The organism is Profundibacter amoris (assembly GCF_003544895.1).
GTDB classification, from domain to species: domain Bacteria; phylum Pseudomonadota; class Alphaproteobacteria; order Rhodobacterales; family Rhodobacteraceae; genus Profundibacter; species Profundibacter amoris.
The window spans coordinates 510,001-526,571 of sequence record NZ_CP032125.1 but is presented as its reverse complement, the minus strand read 5'-3'; the positions used below and the strand labels follow the sequence as shown (position 1 = coordinate 526,571).

Below are 16,571 nucleotides of genomic sequence, written 5' to 3'. Positions count from 1 at the left end.
TCACTCTCCGCGCCTCGACTATAAGTCAAAGCTAGGTTTGAGGACTTATTCCGTATTCACACAAAATGTATATAAGGGTATGGCAGCTTATCGTCAAGATAAAATTCGCTTATAGCGAACTATATTTGAGTTCGGAGACGAAATGGAGCAGTTTCATTATTTTAACTGAGCCTGCAACACACTGCAATGAAACCCTGCGGGTTCTGTGCGAACTGGACGCACTGGATACCATCGCCATTATGGTGCAAAGCGGGTTAGGCGTGGCGGTGGTGCCGAAATGGGCCGGGTTGGTCGACAGGTTTCCCGATATGAGGTTCCAGCCTATCGGTAAGGAAGCGCGCAAAATCGGCCTGTTGTGCCGGACCCATCAGGCAGATCATCCGGCGCTGAAATTGATCCGGGGCGCCATCGTTTAACGGGGGCGATGGACGTGGGCGCTCTGCATCAAGCCAAAGGCGATCAACAGCACCAGCATGGCCGAGCCACCATAAGACACCAGCGGCAAAGGCACCCCGACAACAGGGGCCAGCCCCATCACCATCGACATATTGACCACAAAGAACAAAAACAGCGTGGCCGCCACCCCAAGGGTGATAAGCGATGCATAGCGGTCCTTGTTTCTTATTGCCGACACCACACAGAACACGATTATCAGGGCGTACAGGCCCAGCAATGACATCGCGCCCAGAAAGCCGAATTCCTCGGCCAGTGTAGTGAAAATAAAATCGGTGTGTTTTTCCGGCAGGAAATTCAGCCGTGCCTGTGTGCCTTGCATAAACCCGCGCCCCGTTAGCCCGCCGGACCCCAGCGCAATCTTTGACTGGGTGATGTGGTACCCGGCCCCCAAAGGATCGGATGCGGGGTTCAGAAAGGTGTCAATCCGGCGATATTGATAATCCTTCAGGAACTGCCATTCGGTGCCGCGAAACTCGAAAACCGCAGTAATAGCGGCGGCCACCGCAGCAATGATAGCCGCGAAATAGAACCAGCTGACACCGGCCAGAAACATAAGAATACCGCCCCCCGCCACAAGCAGGATGGCAGTGCCCAGATCCGGCTGTTTCAGAACAAGGGCGGTAGGTACCATGATAATGATAACAGGGATCAACACCCACAAAGGCCGCGATGTTTTCTTGATATCCAGCCAGTCATAATAGGCCGCCAGCACCATAATCAGGGTTATTTTTGCCAGTTCGGACGGCTGCAACACCATAAACCCCAGATCAATCCAGCGTTTCGCCCCCATGTTCACTGTGCCAAAGAAATGCACAGCCAGCAGCAACAGCACAGACACCAGATAGGCCAGCGCCGACATGTTGCGCCAGAACCAGATCGGCACCATGGCGATAAACAGCATCAACCCCATGCCAAAGGCTAAGCGTTTCATTTGCGGCTCGACCCAGGGGCGCATCGACCCGCCGGCAACCGAATACAGGATCAAGAAACCGATGCCCGAGATCGCTGCAAGCAACAGGATGACCGGCCAGTTCAGGAACAGGATTTTCCGCAAGCCCGACGGGACCGTTTTAATATTGTGCTCAAGGTAACTCATGCCTGATCTTTACCTTCGCGGAATGTTTCCGGGTCGCGCAGGTTCAACTCCTTTTGCTCGCTTCGGATGCGCCAACGGTCCCGCTCGGGGTAGGCATCAAGGGGTGGCAGTTCCCCGTAAAGCGCCTGAAGTGCAATGTCGCGGGCAATAGGTGCTGCCGCCTTGGACCCACCGCCACCATGCTCCACCACGACAGAAACGGCAATTCGCGGATTATCAAACGGGGCAAAGCTGACAAACAGCGCGTGATCGCGTTTTTCCCACGGCACATCCTTATTGCGGACCACCGTATTCCCGACCTGACTGGTGCCGGTCTTGCCAGCCATACGCATGTTTTCCGTCAGAATCCGAGATCGAAAAGCGGTGCCACCGGTTTCATTAACGACAGCATACATTGCCTTTCGCACCAATCGCAGATTGTTTTCATTGATGCCCAAAGGCTCGCCTGCATTAATCGGGGTTTCTGCCCCGTTTACCGATTTGATCAGCCTTGGCATAACAGCCCGCCCTGTGGCCAACCGCGCGGTCATCAATGCTTGTTGCATGGGCGACGATAAAACAAACCCCTGTCCGATCGCAGCATTCAAGGAGTCTCCGATCACCCATTCCGAACCACGATGCTCCAGTTTCCAGCTTTTTGTTGGCGCCAATCCTTTGGCCACTGAAGACATCGGAACATCAAATTTAGTACCAAAGCCGAATTTACGTGCCATCTCCGATATTTTTTCGATTCCTGCACGCTGTGCCATCTCGTAATAGAAAACGTCACATGATTTTTTCAGGCTGTTTTTCAGGTTTACATTTCCATGGCCCGAGCGTTTCCAGCAATGGAACCTTCGGCCGCCCACCTCGACAAACCCGTTGCATTTTACGGTTTCTTCCGAAGTCAGCACCCCTGCTTCGAGTGCGGCAAGGGCCGTGATCATTTTGAATGTCGACGCCGGCGGGTAAACCCCTTGTATAGCCTTGTTTGGCAACGGACGATATTTGTCATTCAACAACGCCGAATAGTCCGCCTGCGATATGCCATTTACAAATTTGTTCGGATCAAACGCGGGCGTCGAACCGATTGCCAGCAAATCCCCCGTCTGCACATCGATCACAACAGCCGCAGCACTTTCCCCTTCAAGACGCGCCTGAACATAGTTTTGCAATGCGCTGTCGATGGTCAACTGCAGGTTAGCCCCCGGCTCGCCTTCTTCCCGGCCCAGCTCGCGCATGACACGACCAATTGAATTCACTTCGATGCGCTTGATACCTGCCTTGCCGCGCAGGGATTTTTCCAGTTTGGCCTCGACCCCGACCTTGCCGATCTGGAAGCGGGGGATTTGCAGCAGCGGATCACGGTCATTGGTACGGTTCAAATCAGCCTCGTTCACGGCCCCCACATAACCAACGATATGGGCAAAATCATCCGCCAGAGGATAAGCGCGGGACAGACCAACCTCGGGTGTGACACCAGGAAGTGCTGGGGCGTTGACGGCAACTTCGGCAATATCCTCCCATGTAAGACGCTCGGCAAGTGTTACAGGCACAAAGGGGCTGCGCCGTTTCATTTCATCCAGCGCGCGTGCGATTTCTTCGGGATCAAGCGGGACCAGCGCATTCAGGCGCGCTACAACATTGTTCACGTCACCCGCATCTTCGCGCACGATGGTGATCCGGTAGAGCGGTTTATTCACCGCCAAAGCCACACCGTTTCGATCATAAATCAATCCGCGCGCCGGGGGCAAAAGGCGGATATTGATACGGTTTTCATCCGCCAAAAGCCGGTATTGGTCCGCCTGATCCACCTGCAAATACCGCATTCTGGCCGCAAGCACCCCGACAAACGCCAGTTGCGAGGCCCCGAGAAACAGTGCGCGGCGGGTAATGCGACGCTGGCTTTCAATGGTGTCTTTCGGGTTTCGCCTCATATCCGGTGCCCCAATTCATCTACTTCACCGGGGGCGATCTTGCGCACACCCAGCACATATCGGGAAAAGGCCACAACCAGCGGATATGCCGCAATTGTCGAAATCAACAACGTCATCGACAGCCAGAATGACGGCCGTGGCTGCATCACAACAATCAAGACAAGCCTGTAGGCGATGAGCATTGCAACCATAACCCCCGCCACCATTGCCCATTCAAACATGAACGGCAGTTCGCGCATCAGATGGGTGCGTCTGCGCAAAAACTCGGTGCCGATTACAACCAGTGCCGCCATCAGTCCGGGCGGGCGTTGAAACAGCATATCGGCCAGCAGCATGACAGCGGCAATCAGTAACACCGGCGTATAATCAGGCCGGCGCAGCACCCACGCAAAGCACATACAAACCAGCAGATCGGGCATTGCCCAGTTTGACGGGGTGGTTTGCAACGGGATCAGGCGCATGAAGAACATCAGGCCCGCAAGAACCAGAAATAATGCCCAGTACACCCATTTTCTACTAAGAGCCGGATCAACCATCATTCGCCCCCTCTTCGGGTGCGGGGGGCTGTGGCGCAGATCGTTCGCCTATCAGCAGGGCGCCGGGGTCTTTGATAACCTCGACATTGCGGCTGCGCAAAACCCGCAGGAAATCCAGCCGCTCGTAATCGGCAGCCAGTCGAACCCTTAACCGCCGATCCAGATCCTTTGTCACTTCGCCCACCAGCAAACCGGCCGGAAACACCCCGCCATCGCCAGAGGTCACCACCCTGTCACCGGGGCGCACCAGTTCCGGCTTTTCCAGAAACTCGATCAGGGGTCGCGCGAAATTGTCGCCAACCAAAAGCGACCTTTGGCCGGATGGCTGGATTGTCACAGGTATCCGGCTGTTGGCATCCGTCAGCAGGATCACCCGCGCGGTGTTTTTGCCAACCCCCGAAATGCGCCCGACCAGCCCCAGCCCGTCCATTGTGGCCCAGCCGTCCTTGACCCCGTCGCGCGATCCGACATTCAGCAGAACCGACTGGCGAAAGGGGGAACCACTGTCGGCCAGCACCACACCGGAAACCGACGTCAGTTTCGGGTCAAGCCGCACCGAATTCAGCGCCAGCAGTTTGGCGTTTTGCTGTTCCAGCTGAACGGCGGCCTCTTTCCACGATTTCAGGCGCTGCAATTCACGGCGCAATTCCTGATTTTGTTCGTAAATCTTGTTGTAGGAGCGGAAATTCTCGATCATCCCCGCCGCCGCCGTCACCGGCACCAGTGCCCATTCGAAATTCGGCACAAAACGGTCAACAATGGCCGCACGGAACCGTTCCACACGCGGGCTGTCAATGCGCCACAACAGGAACAGGGCCAACAGCACAAACACCAATAGCCCGACCAGAATACGCCTGATCGGGCGGACATAATGTGCATGGGTGTTTCGGTCTTTTGCCAAGGGACGCTCCCGTGGCCGGATATGGCCTAGCTGTCGTAGTCAATTACATGGCGTAGCTGCTTTTCATATTCAAGCGCCTTGCCGGTGCCCAATGCTACACAATTCAGCGATTCATCAGCAATCGAGATCGCCAACCCGGTCTGCTCGCGCAGCGCCAGATCAAGATCCCCCAACAGCGCACCGCCACCGGTCAGCATCACGCCGCGGTCCACAATATCCGCAGCCAGATCGGGCGGTGTGGCTTCCAGCGCTGTCATCACCGCTTCGCAAATTTGCTGCACGGGTTCGGCCAGGGCTTCGGCGATTTGGGCCTGATTGACCTCGGTTTCCTTGGGGACACCATTCAACAGATCACGCCCGCGAATATGCATCGAGGCCCCACGCCCGTCGTCAGGCATCCGCGCTGTGCCGATGCTGGTCTTGATCCGCTCGGCGGTGGTTTCGCCAATCAGCAGGTTATGCTGACGACGCAGGTAACTGATGATGGCTTCGTCCATCCGGTCCCCGCCGACCCGCACCGAGCGGGCGTAAACGATGTCGCCCAGTGACAGCACGGCCACCTCGGTGGTGCCGCCGCCGATGTCAACAACCATGTTGCCAGTCGGGTCGGTGATCGGCATACCGGCGCCAATCGCGGCGGCAATCGGTTCGGCGATTAGACCGGCGCGGCGCGCACCGGCAGACAGAACCGACTGGCGGATGGCACGTTTTTCAACCGGTGTCGCGCCATGGGGCACGCAAACGATGATTTTCGGTTTGGAGAAGGTTGTGCGTTTGTGAACCTTGCGGATGAAATGTTTGATCATTTCCTCGGCTGTATCAAAATCGGCAATCACCCCTTCGCGCATCGGGCGGATTGCCTCGATGCTGCCCGGTGTTCGGCCCAGCATCAGCTTGGCGTCTTCGCCCACGGCCAGCACCTTTTTTACGCCGTCCTTGACGTGATAGGCCACCACCGAAGGTTCGTTCAAAATGATGCCCTTGCCTTTGACATAGACCAACGTGTTTGCTGTGCCCAAATCAATTGCCATGTCGGACGAAAACAGTCCTGAAAGACCAGCCATGCGTCATGCTTCCCGTTTGATAAACCAACAGCCCTGCGATTCTGCCATCAAGGGCGGATTTTCTTATAGGCGGCGGGCGCAGGGGGGGTAAAGGGGGGGCGGGCAAATGTCAGCGCCTTTTTGCCTTGCCTGCGGATATTTGCCCTGATCTCGCTGGCTTGAAAAACGGCGGAAAAGTCTGGAATCTGAAACTGGGCGGCTTTGGCAGGGAATAAATCCATTGAAAATGTTGGAATTTTGCAATTCCAATTCCCCCGCCAAAACCGATAAATTATTTTTGTCGCAAAGGCCTAGGTATCTTGCGGTTTTGTTTTCTCGCGCCGGATCAGCAGTTTGTTCAGGGCGTTGATATAGGCCCTTGCGCTGGCCACAACCGTGTCGGTGTCTGCGGACTGGCCCATAACGATCTTGCCGTTTTCCTCCATCCGGACACTGACTGTCGCCTGTGCATCGGTGCCCTCGGTCACGGCGTGGACCTGATATAGCTGCAGACGGGCATCATGCGGGAACAGTTCTTTTACCGCATTAAAGGCAGCATCAACAGGGCCGTCACCGGTGGCCGTGGTGGTGCAATCCTTGCCCTCGATCTCAAGCGTCATTTCGGCTGTCTGCGGACCGGATGTGCCACAAACCACGCGCAGGTGGTTCAACTGGATCGTGTCATGTTCGGCATCCGATGTGGTGTCGCGCATCAGGGCGATCAGGTCGTCCTCGAAGATTTCCTTCTTGCGATCCGCCAGCGCCTTGAAGCGCACGAACACATCCTTCAACTGGTTGTCGGCCAGATCATAGCCCAGATCGGCCAGCTTGGCCCGCAACGCGGCGCGGCCCGAATGTTTGCCCATCACCAGATTGGTTTCCGACAGGCCCACATCCTCGGGCCGCATGATTTCGAATGTATCGGCCGATTTCAACATCCCGTCCTGATGGATACCGCTTTCATGGGCAAAGGCGTTCTTGCCGACGATGGCCTTGTTATACTGCACCGGAAAACCGGATACCGTGGCGACCATGCGTGACAGGTTCATGATCTTGGTGGTATCAATGCCCGTTTGGTACGGCATGATGTCATTGCGCACGCGCATTGCCATCACCACCTCTTCCAGCGCGGTGTTGCCGGCGCGTTCGCCCAGACCGTTGATGGTGCATTCGATCTGCCGTGCGCCCGCATCCACAGCGGCCAGCGCGTTGGCCGTGGCCATGCCCAGATCATTGTGGCAATGGGTGGCAAAGATGATGTCATCGGCACCCGGCACACGCTCCAGCAACATGCGGATGATCTTGGCGCTTTCGGCTGGCGCGGTATAACCGACGGTATCGGGGATGTTGATGGTGGTCGCACCGGCCTTGATGGCAATTTCCACCACGCGGCACAGGTAATCGTCCTCGGTGCGGGTGGCATCCATCGGTGACCACTGGATATTGTCGCACAGGTTGCGGGCGTGGGTCACGGTCTGATGGATCACATCGGCCATTTCGTCCATATCCAGATTTGGAATGGCGCGGTGCTGGGGGGATGTGCCGATAAAGGTGTGGATGCGCGGGCGGGCGGCATGTTTTACGGCCTCCCAGCAGCGGTCGATATCGCCGACCTTGGCGCGGGACAGCCCGCAGATCACCGAATTCTTGCTGTTTTTGGCAATCTCGGACACAGCGGCAAAATCGCCCTCGGAGGCGATCGGAAAACCCGCCTCGATCACATCCACGCCCATTTCGTCCAGCAGGGATGCGATTTCCAGCTTTTCGTCATGGGTCATGGTGGCGCCCGGGGATTGTTCGCCGTCGCGCAAGGTGGTGTCAAAGATGATTACGCGGTCTTGCGTTGATGTATCGGTCATTTTGGAAACTTTCGTGTTCTGTGTCTTAGCCTGAAGGTGCATTGGCGCGATTGTCCCCTCTGAGCGGTCGCGCCATATCGGCACGCTCAGAGGCGGCTAAGAAGTAGGATCGACGACAGGAGCAGGCCAAGGGCGCGGGCTGCGGTATCAACAAGGATATGTCCAAATGTCATCATCACGCCGTGACTATAGGAGGCCGGATTTAAAAAGAAAAGGCCCGGCTTTCAAAATTTGGCACGCGACATAATGTTACGCGATACATTGGGAATATTGAATGTAATTGCGTTTTTCTATATAGACTTTCGGAATGAACACCAGAAATCTGTCATCGGGGAGAGAGCTATGACACATGTCGTCGTATTGGGCGCGGGTTTGGGCGGCGCCATTCAGGCGTATGAACTGCGCGAAACGCTTGCGAAAAGCGATAAAATAACGGTTATTTCCAATAAATCGTACTTTCAGTTCACACCATCCAACCCTTGGGCAGGCGTTGGTTGGCGCAAGAAAGAAGAACTGATCGTCGAACTGGAACCCGTGATGTCGAAACGGGGAATCGAATTTATCTGCGATGGCGCAAAGAAACTGCACCCCGATGAAAACAGGATCGTTCTGGAGAGCGGCCGCGAGGTTACCTACGACTATCTGGTGATCGCCACCGGTCCCGATCTGGCATTTGATGAAATCGAAGGCTTTGGCCCTGATGCGTATACGGCCTCGGTCTGTCATGTGGAACATGCGGAAATTTCCGGCAACAACTGGGATGCCTTTTGTGCCAACCCCGGCCCGATCGTTATCGGCGCCGTTCAGGGCGCGTCCTGTTTTGGCCCCGCTTACGAATATCTGCTGACCATCGAAACAGATCTGCGCCGCCGTAAAATCCGCCACAAGGTTCCGATGACCTTTGTGACCTCCGAGCCCTATATCGGCCATCTTGGTCTGGGCGGCGTCGGCGATACCAAAGGGATGCTGGAAAGCGCGCTGCGGGATCGGGACATCAAATGGGTGACCAATTGCAAGATCGACAAATTTGAAAAAGACAAAGTGCAATTTACCGAAGTGAACGAGGACGGTTCCGAAAAAGCCAAACACGAAGAAGAATTCGGTTACAGCATGTTCCTGCCGGCCTTCCGCGGCATTCCCGCATTGATGGGGCTGGAAGGGCTGGTAAACCCGCGCGGTTTCGTCATTGTTGACGAATTCCAGCGCAACCCGAAATACCAGAACATCTTTGCCATCGGCGTATGTATTGCCATCGCACCACCGGTCATCACTCCGGTTCCAACGGGTGTTCCGAAAACCGGCTTTATGATTGAAAGCATGGTTACGGCAACAGCACACAACATCCCCGATGTGATTGCTGGCAAAGAACCCAAGGAAATGGCCACCTGGAACGCCTTCTGTCTGGCCGACTTTGGCAACCGTGGTTTTGCCTTCCTTGCGATGCCGCAAAATCCGCCGCGCAACAAAAACTGGACCTCAAGCGGTCGTTGGGTGCATTGGGCCAAGCTGGCGTTTGAATGGTATTTTATCCGCAAAGTCAAAAAAGGCGTTTCCGAGCCCTGGTATGAAAAACGCATCATGAAGATGCTGAAAATCACCAAGCTGCAAAAATAACAAAAACGGGGCCTTGAACAGGCCCCGTTTTCTTTTGCCGGATCAGCCAGCGAAAACCCTGCATTGGGCAGGATCGGCAACCGGTATTTTATACCAGCCCAATGCCTTTGTTTCGTTGCCCTGCATGACGGTTGTAAACCCCCAGCCATGCCAATCCAGATGCGCAATGGTGATATCATCGCCCTGGTGGATTACGCCAATCGTGCGGGCATTTTCCCAAGGGGCGGCAAACAGCGGCTGTTCCGGTCCCGTATATCCGAAACAAACACCGGTGCCGCCATCGGTTGCCGGCTGGAAATCCAGTTGCTTGCGAAGCTCGAGGTCGGGCAAATCCAGCTTTTGCTGCCCTGTGTCAATATTGCAGGCCGCGTAAAACCCGCCTTCGTCCCCTTGCTCCAGTTCGCGAATAACAGCAATCTGGGCTTTGACTTCGGGCGTCAATTCTGGCTGTTTTGTAGTGCAGTCACTGTTATCGAACAGCGCCTTGCCCAAAGGGGTTGAAAAACAATAGCCCGCCTTGTCCAGCATAGCGTTGCGTGAAAACCAGAGGTCCGCACAGGGATTTTCAATATCGGCAAACGCCGGTGACGATATGCCTATGGCAACTGCCAAACCAATTAAAAACTTCATAGTTACACTTTCTAGTTCGAGTTATCCTCAGGGGATTGTTCCCCAGTCTCACTATCCACAGGCACCTCTTTGGTCAGAACATCATTGCGCCAGAGCCCCGAGGCCGTTTTGCCATCGGCATAGAAAACAGTTCCCTGCCCGTCGCGTTTGTTGTCGGCAAACATACCTTCATAGACATCGCCACTCGGGTATGTTGCCTTGCCTTGGCCGTGGAATTTGTCGGCCTTGAAACCACCGGTATATTTGAAACCACTTGGCAAGGTCAGTTCACCCCGCCCTTCCCGCAACCCTTTCAGGAACCCACCTGAATAGATAAGCTGGCCGTCGGTATATTCCTTGCCTTCGCCTTCACGGCGGCCGTTCTCCCAGCCACCAACATATTTGTATTTCTCGGGTGTGGTCAGTATGCCTTGACCGTTAAAGCTGCCATTTTTGAAGTCGCCTTCGTAAACCATACCATTGGAATAACGGGCAACCCCTTTGCCATCCGGCGCCCCGTCCAGCCAGTTTCCCTCGTAAGTACCGCCATCGGCATAGGTCATTTTGCCCTGCCCGTTCGGCAAATTGTTCTTGAACTGGCCAACATAGACCGAGCCGTCGGGATAATGCTCTTCGCCCTTGCCCTCCATGACACCTTTGATCCAGCTCCCAATATAGACCTGCCCGTCCGCGCTGGTAAACGTGCCCTGTCCGTGGCGCTGGTCATCCTTGAAATCACCCTCGTATACCGAGCCATCAGGATAGGTGATCTTGCCTTTGCCGTCACGTTGGTTGGCCTTGAACTCGCCGGAATATACCGTGCGATCCAGCAGGGTCAGCACGCCGGTGCCGTCGAATTTGTCACCTTTCCAGTCTCCGTCGTAGCTGGTTCCGTCCTGAGTTCTGAGTGTCCCTTTGCCTTCGCGGTTTCCTTTTAACATGGTCCCCTCGAAAACTGATCCGTCCGGGTAGACAATCTTTGCCAGCCCTTCCTTGACCCCGTTGACCCATTCCCCCTGATAGATCAGCCCGCTGGGGCTTTTCATTGTGCCTTCACCGTGGCGCAGACCATTACGAAATCCGCCCTCGTACTGGGCGCCATTCGGATAGACCCATATCCCGTTACCGGTTATCTGCGCCTCGACCCAGTCGCCCTCGTAACTGCTGCCATCCGGAAACAGGATCTTGCCAAACCCGTCCGGCTTGCCTTTGACAAAAGAGCCGGTGTAGATTGATCCGTTCTGGAACTTCGCCATCCCCTGCCCGCTGGCATACCCCTCGACCCACTCGCCGCTATATTCATAGCCATTGGGCAGGCGGTAGGTTCCGGTGCCGTGCCGTTTGCCATCAAGAAAGGTTCCCTCGTAAAGACCGCCATCACCGTACTGTTTTGTGATAACCTCGGTCGTGTTCTGGCTGTATCCTGCACTGGCCAAGCCGAGGGACAGAGCCACCCCGACCAATGCCACCTGCATTTGCGTCTTTGCTGCTTTAACCTTGAACACATCGGCCCCCTATATTTGTTACGAAGGAACCTAGTAGAGCCCCGCCCCCCTGACAACGCCTTTTGCGCTTCTGGGCTTCCCCTCGGGCGTAACTCTGCTAATAAATCCGGTAAGAACAAAGGATACGCACGCATGTCTGACAAATTCCGCCTGACATTGGCCCAGTTGAACCCGACTGTGGGGGCTTTGGACGATAACGCTGCCAAAGCGCGTATTGCGTGGGAACAGGGGCGTGATGCAGGTGCCGGTCTGGTTGCCCTGCCGGAAATGTTCATCACCGGCTATCAGGTGCAGGATCTGGTGATGAAACCCGCTTTTACCGCCGACGCCATGCACCACATCGAACAACTGGCCAAGGACTGTGCCGATGGCCCCGCACTGGCCATCGGCGGGCCGTATGCTGACGGGGACAAGCTGTACAATGCCTATTATATCCTGCAGGGCGGCAAGATCATTCGTCGCGTGCTGAAACACCACCTGCCAAACGAAACCGTATTCGACGAAAAGCGCCTGTTTGACAGTGGCGATCCGGCCGGTCCCTACAGTATTGGCAATATCCGCATCGGCTCGCCCATTTGCGAGGACGCATGGCACGAGGATGTGGCCGAAACCCTGACCGAAACCGGCGCGGAAATCCTGTTGATCCCCAATGGCTCGCCCTATTTTCGCAACAAGCTGGACGTGCGCATGAACATCATGGTGGCGCGGGTAACGGAAAATGATCTGCCGCTGGTTTATCTGAATATGGTCGGCGGGCAGGATGATCAGGTATTTGACGGGGCGTCCTTTGTGCTGAACCCGGGCGGGGAACTGGCGCTGCTGCTGCCCCCGTTTGAAGAGGTCGTAACACACGTCGATTTCACCCGCGAGGCCGACGGCTGGCGCGCCGTCAAAGGCGATCTGGCCCCGCAACCGGATGAGTGGGAGCAGGATTACCGCGTGATGGTCGAGGCCTTGCGCGATTACATGCGCAAGACCGGATTCAAAAAGGTATTACTGGGCCTGTCAGGCGGGATCGACAGCGCCATTGTGGCAACCATTGCGGCTGACGCTCTGGGGCCGCAAAATGTGCGCTGTGTGATGCTGCCCTCGGAATACACCTCGCAGTCGTCACTGGATGACGCGCAGGAAATCGCTGAAAATCTGGGATGCCGGTACGATTATGTGCCGATCACCGAGGGGCGCCAAGCCATCACCAACACGCTTGCTCCGCTGTTTGAAGGCACCGAAGAAGGGCTGACCGAGGAAAACATCCAGTCCCGCCTGCGCGGGCTGTTGTTGATGGCCCTGTCCAACAAATTCGGGGAAATGCTGCTGACCACTGGCAATAAATCCGAGGTCGCCGTGGGCTATGCCACCATCTACGGCGATATGGCGGGAGGGTATAACCCACTGAAAGACATGTATAAAACACGCGTTTTCGAAACCTGTCGCTGGCGCAACGCCAACCATCGCGACTGGATGGCGGGGCCGGCCCGCGAAGTGATCCCGCCGCGTGTGATCGACAAACCGCCATCGGCAGAATTGCGCGACGATCAACGCGACGACGACAGCCTGCCGCCCTATGACATACTGGACGCGATCCTGACGGGGCTGGTGGATGATGAAAAATCCGTGGCCGAACTGGTCGCCGAAGGGTTTGAGCGCACTGTGGTGAAAAAGGTCGAACACCTGCTGTATATCAGTGAATACAAACGCTTCCAGTCTGCGCCCGGACCACGCCTAACCATGCGGTCTTTCTGGCTGGACCGACGCTATCCGATCGTGAACCGCTGGCGAGACGAGAGTTGATTCACACTGTTTGAGTGTAAGCGTCCCTTGCACCCCGTCAAACAGCACAGGTTGAAACCGCCGCCAAGCTGAACAAGGTCTATCCGCAGGCATGGCTCACTTGGGTTTGGAACGCATCGCCGACCACAAGATCAACCGAGTGGACGAACTGATGCCGTGGAATTATAATCGGTAGGCGTAGGCGGCGGACGCATACCCTATTGCAAAGGTAGATATAGAAAGATGCGGGTAATAAGCTTTGTAAAGGAGGTTTTGCGTGTCACAATCATTGTTTGCATGATCACCCAGGTAACAGCAAAAGCGCAAGGCGCCCCGAAAGAACCTTTTTGCGCTAAAGGAGAGAAATACTATCCTGAGGGCCTAATCGGAAAAATTGGCTCACATTTTTTCAGAATCTGTACGCAAGGGTTTGCCTATCCACCGCTAATGAATAGGCCCAATTTGACAATTAACTCAGAACAGCGCCTTGATGCCTATGCTGTTGAAAACTTCCCCGATATTCATGAAACGTTTGGGAGAATTAGGAATCACTACGGGTTTTTGGAAGCTTTGCCGGGCCTACGGCAAAATCCGTCTGAAAAAGTTGGCCAGATTGAGCTTGGTGGCTTTACTTACCAAGTGTTTGTACCAAGCATCAATCTTTCTCGGTTAACAGTTCCGGTGAGCAAAGAAAACATGCCGAGGGAGTTTGATTTGGTCTTTCCCGGTTCAGATGCGCGGGACATTCCAGAACACATTTTAACTTGTGTGAAGGGAGATCCCATGAATGCACCCGAGAAAGGGTACCATTGCTTCCTGTATATCCGCTACACGCCATCTGAAATCCTGTTTATTACAAAGCAGATTATCCACATCCCCAGAGGAGAACCTTCGTACTTAATAAACACCCGACCTTTTGACTTTGATCGCCTCGCTTTTCTTGCGCAACAACTGCGCAATGCCTACCGCCATATTGAAATTACTGACCAGTTAAACGAATTGAAGGATGTCCCGATTATCCAGTTGCCTGAATAATCAATTTCCGTTCTAGATAGCGGGATTGCCTGCCCACGAAACGTCCGTTTTGTTGACACGCGAACCGCCGCTTGCTGGTTATCTTTCTATCACACAGTTGAATACATGCATCGCGACCAGCCCCCTCGTCAGGACAAACGGTATAGAAAATGTCATGTTCCATATATCACGCATGCCCACTATCCGTTGGCGGTGCATCTCCCCGTTGGGTTTCCGTAATGTCGCTGTTGAACCCGGCAACTATACTCCGGCAAAATCCTCAATGCCACCCGCGGGGGCGGCCCGTAAGTTTTTGATATTATTTATTATTTTTGGTTGCGGGAGTAGGATTTGAACCTACGACCTTCAGGTTATGAGCCTGACGAGCTACCGGGCTGCTCCATCCCGCGCCAAAAGCGCTTTCCCGGAGGGGGTAGAATGTATCCGGGAAGCATCGTTAGAGAGATACCTCGCGCATTTGCATGGCAAATTTGCGAACTTGCACTTCTTACTAGGTTTGGCGGTGACCTACTCTCCCACGCCTTAAGACGCAGTACCATTGGCGCAACAGTGCTTAACTGCCGAGTTCGGGATGGGATCGGGTGTTTCACTTGTGCTATGACCACCAAACCGAGAAAGAAGTGCAAACATCAGTGCGGTTTTGGCCGCAACTCTCCTGATCGTGTATTTTGTAGTGTGTAGTATGCTTTGTTCCAGCAAAGTCTTTCTATTACTGGATCAAATCAAGCCTATCGAGCAATTAGTACCAGTCAACTGAACGCATTGCTGCGCTTACATCTCTGGCCTATCGACGAAGTGGTCTACTTCGGCTCTCAGGGATACCTTGTTTTGAGGGGGGCTTCCCGCTTAGATGCCTTCAGCGGTTATCCTGTCCGTTCATAGCTACCCAGCACTGCCATTGGCATGACAACTGGTCCACCAGTGGAACGTTCACCCCGGTCCTCTCGTACTAGGGGCAACTCCTCTCAAGTATCCTACACCCACGGCAGATAGGGACCGAACTGTCTCACGACGTTCTAAACCCAGCTCACGTACCTCTTTAAACGGCGAACAGCCGTACCCTTGGGACCTGCTCCAGCCCCAGGATGAGATGAGCCGACATCGAGGTGCCAAACGGTGCCGTCGATATGGACTCTTGGGCACCATCAGCCTGTTATCCCCGGCGTACCTTTTATCCGTTGAGCGATGGCCCTTCCACTCGGGACCACCGGATCACTATGGCCGTCTTTCGACTCTGCTCGACGTGTCAGTCTCGCAGTCAGGCTGGCTTCTGCCATTGCACTCAACGACCGATTTCCGACCGGTCTGAGCCAACCTTCGCGCGCCTCCGTTACTCTTTGGGAGGCGACCGCCCCAGTCAAACTACCCGCCACACAGGGTCCCGGATCCGGATAACGGACCGCGGTTAGACATCAAGCAAAGCAAGGGTGGTATCTCAAGGGAGGCTCCCTCAGAACTGGCGTCCTGAGTTCAAAGCCCACCACCTATCCTGCACATGCTTGGCCTGATGCCAGTGTGAAGCTGTAGTAAAGGTGCACGGGGTCTTTCCGTCTAACCGCGGGAAACCTGCATCTTGACAGGTATTTCAATTTCGCTGAGTCCACATTCGAGACAGCGGGGAAGTCGTTACGCCATTCGTGCAGGTCGGAACTTACCCGACAAGGAATTTCGCTACCTTAGGACCGTTATAGTTACGGCCGCCGTTTACCTGGGCTTCAATTCGGAGCTTGCACTCCTCCTTTTAACCTTCAGGCACCGGGCAGGCGTCAGACCCTATACGTCGTCTTGCGACTTCGCAGAGCCCTGTGTTTTTAGTAAACAGTCGCCACCCCCTGGTTTGTGCCCCCGAACAAGACTTGCGTCCTGCCCGGGCCTCCTTCTCGCGAACTTACGGAGGTATTTTGCCGAGTTCCTTAAATGTGGTTCTCTCAAGCGCCTTGGTATTCTCTACCTATCCACCTGTGTCGGTTTAGGGTACGATCTAGCGGAGGGCTATTTCCAGGAACCCCTTAGCAGCCCATTCAATCCGATAAGGATGAACTACGTCTGGGATCCGTCACATCCTCCTGGCCCAGGAATATTAACCTGGTTCCCATCGACTACGCCTTTCGGCCTCGCCTTAGGGGTCGGCTTACCCTGCTCAGATTAGCTTTAAGCAGGAACCCTTGGATTTTCGGCGAGAGGGTCTCTCACCCTCTTTGTCGCTACTCATGTCATCATTCTCACTTCTG

The 16,571-nt window shown here is 55.0% G+C and carries 12 protein-coding genes, 1 tRNA gene, 2 rRNA genes and 1 pseudogene (1 of these 16 running past the window's edge); 5 read left to right on the top strand and 11 right to left on the bottom strand.

Features of this window, described 5'->3' with window-relative positions:
* Nucleotides 1-125: 125 nt before the first annotated feature.
* Complete coding sequence (locus BAR1_RS02550) at nt 126-416, top strand: type 2 periplasmic-binding domain-containing protein (protein ID WP_162891649.1); 291 nt, start codon at nt 126-128, stop codon at nt 414-416.
* Here BAR1_RS02550 and rodA read toward each other — a convergent pair.
* From rodA to BAR1_RS02520, 6 genes are all read right to left on the bottom strand, one after another.
* The gene (rodA, locus tag BAR1_RS02545; protein WP_118941559.1) at nt 413-1,552 is read right to left on the bottom strand and encodes a rod shape-determining protein RodA; all 1,140 of its coding nucleotides are present in this window, start codon (nt 1,550-1,552) and stop codon (nt 413-415) included. The genes BAR1_RS02550 and rodA overlap by 4 nt on opposite strands.
* Nucleotides 1,549-3,468: a penicillin-binding protein 2 gene (gene mrdA / locus BAR1_RS02540; RefSeq protein WP_118941558.1), complete on the bottom strand. Its 1,920-nt coding sequence runs from the start codon at nt 3,466-3,468 to the stop codon at nt 1,549-1,551. Before mrdA ends, rodA begins: the two co-directional genes overlap by 4 nt.
* On the bottom strand, nt 3,465-4,007 hold the full coding sequence (locus BAR1_RS02535; protein WP_228408693.1) for a rod shape-determining protein MreD: 543 nt from the start codon (nt 4,005-4,007) through the stop codon (nt 3,465-3,467). Before BAR1_RS02535 ends, mrdA begins: the two co-directional genes overlap by 4 nt.
* Entirely contained in the window at nt 3,997-4,905 is a 909-nt protein-coding gene (gene mreC, locus BAR1_RS02530; protein WP_118941556.1) for a rod shape-determining protein MreC, read from the bottom strand. The genes BAR1_RS02535 and mreC overlap by 11 nt, the downstream gene beginning before the upstream one ends.
* 26 nt (nt 4,906-4,931) lie before the next feature.
* Nucleotides 4,932-5,969 (bottom strand): rod shape-determining protein, encoded by a 1,038-nt coding sequence (locus BAR1_RS02525; RefSeq protein ID WP_118941555.1) that lies wholly within the window; start codon nt 5,967-5,969, stop codon nt 4,932-4,934.
* 290 nt (nt 5,970-6,259) lie between these two features.
* A complete protein-coding gene (locus BAR1_RS02520; protein WP_118941554.1) occupies nt 6,260-7,807 on the bottom strand; it encodes a 2-isopropylmalate synthase in 1,548 nt (515 codons plus the stop codon).
* Between the two features lie 342 nt (nt 7,808-8,149).
* Here BAR1_RS02520 and BAR1_RS02515 point away from each other — a divergent pair, with 342 nt between their 5' ends.
* Nucleotides 8,150-9,421, top strand: a complete 1,272-nt coding sequence (locus BAR1_RS02515) for an NAD(P)/FAD-dependent oxidoreductase (protein ID WP_118941553.1) — start codon at nt 8,150-8,152, stop codon at nt 9,419-9,421.
* A 42-nt stretch (nt 9,422-9,463) separates the two neighbouring features.
* Here BAR1_RS02515 and BAR1_RS02510 read toward each other — a convergent pair whose 3' ends face one another.
* Both BAR1_RS02510 and BAR1_RS02505 read right to left on the bottom strand, forming a co-directional pair.
* Nucleotides 9,464-10,051 (bottom strand): DUF4453 domain-containing protein, encoded by a 588-nt coding sequence (locus tag BAR1_RS02510; protein ID WP_118941552.1) that lies wholly within the window; start codon nt 10,049-10,051, stop codon nt 9,464-9,466.
* An 11-nt stretch (nt 10,052-10,062) separates the two neighbouring features.
* Nucleotides 10,063-11,535 (bottom strand): 2-isopropylmalate synthase, encoded by a 1,473-nt coding sequence (locus BAR1_RS02505; RefSeq protein ID WP_228408691.1) that lies wholly within the window; start codon nt 11,533-11,535, stop codon nt 10,063-10,065.
* 132 nt (nt 11,536-11,667) lie between these two features.
* Here BAR1_RS02505 and BAR1_RS02500 point away from each other — a divergent pair, with 132 nt between their 5' ends.
* From BAR1_RS02500 to BAR1_RS02490, 3 genes and pseudogenes are all read left to right on the top strand, one after another.
* Nucleotides 11,668-13,326, top strand: coding sequence for an NAD+ synthase (locus BAR1_RS02500; protein ID WP_118941551.1), 1,659 nt, complete (start codon nt 11,668-11,670; stop codon nt 13,324-13,326).
* 62 nt (nt 13,327-13,388) lie between these two features.
* A pseudogene (locus BAR1_RS18380) lies at nt 13,389-13,501 on the top strand (transposase domain-containing protein); the annotation flags it as partial.
* Nucleotides 13,502-13,548: 47 nt separating this feature from the next.
* Nucleotides 13,549-14,340: a hypothetical protein gene (locus BAR1_RS02490; RefSeq protein ID WP_162891648.1), complete on the top strand. Its 792-nt coding sequence runs from the start codon at nt 13,549-13,551 to the stop codon at nt 14,338-14,340.
* Between the two features lie 312 nt (nt 14,341-14,652).
* On the opposite strand, the gene BAR1_RS02485 is transcribed toward BAR1_RS02490, so the two are convergent.
* The 3 genes from BAR1_RS02485 to BAR1_RS02475 form a co-directional block, all read right to left on the bottom strand.
* A tRNA-Met gene (locus tag BAR1_RS02485) sits at nt 14,653-14,729 on the bottom strand.
* 105 nt (nt 14,730-14,834) lie between these two features.
* Nucleotides 14,835-14,949: ribosomal RNA gene (gene rrf / locus BAR1_RS02480) — 5S ribosomal RNA — on the bottom strand.
* A gap of 109 nt (nt 14,950-15,058) precedes the next feature.
* Nucleotides 15,059-16,571: ribosomal RNA gene (locus tag BAR1_RS02475) — 23S ribosomal RNA — on the bottom strand; it runs 1,333 nt beyond the window's last position.